This window comes from Helicobacter sp. T3_23-1059 (assembly GCF_053654515.1).
Window position 1 is genome coordinate 1 of the sequence record NZ_JBSIUV010000182.1, and the last position, 780, is coordinate 780.

The following is a 780-nucleotide window of genomic DNA, read 5'->3' on the forward strand; positions in this document are numbered from 1 at the left end:
CCCACACCAAGCCCAAATAATCCAACACCACCGAAAGACACATTAGACACGCCACCAAGCCCAAAACCTGATGAAACGCCTACAAGCCCCGATAAATCCCCCGAGACAACACCAAATCCACAAAGCACACTAGAATCAAACACACAAACAACACAGGGCAAAGATTCCCCCTCACTTAGCACGAAGGCGGACAAGTTGCAAGATTCCCCCTCACTTGCGGAGGGGGACAAAGGGGGAGGGTATCAAAACACCCCTGCGCAAAAAGACACACCTGCGCAAAATCAAACCAACACAAAAACAAGCAATTTTAGTGAGATTTACAAAAAACGCGAAGCTATAAAACACGAAATCAATGAGTTAAAAGAATCCTACTTTAGCCCACAAGCCACAACAAACTACGAACCACAGCGCAAAGCAAAAATCGAGTTTTTAAGCGATAAAAAACGCCAAAAAATCGAATGGCAAATGCACGAACTAAGCGAACAGGAAAAACAACTTAAGCGCGAGCTATACTCTAGCCACAAAATCCTAAAAGACTTGCACGCACAAGGCAAAAGCGAGGAAATTTTAGACGCTTTAAGTCAGTCTTTGCAAAATCCTAACTTTTGCGAAAACGCCATAAAATACAAATATGCAAACTATCCAAAAGATAGCACAGGCAAGATTATTTTAGATTTGCCACACGCGCAAGAATACTATCACTTAGCTAGTTTAGAATCCAAAAACAACACGCTTTTACGCATAGCACGCAAAAACATAGAATCTAACTATGACATAGCA

The 780-nt window shown here is 42.1% G+C and carries 1 protein-coding gene; it reads left to right on the plus strand.

Annotation, left to right across the window (positions count from 1 at the left end; all coding sequences use genetic code 11):
- On the plus strand, positions 1–780 hold a 780-nt coding region (locus tag ACWIX0_RS13945), incomplete at both ends, for a hypothetical protein (RefSeq protein WP_454174580.1).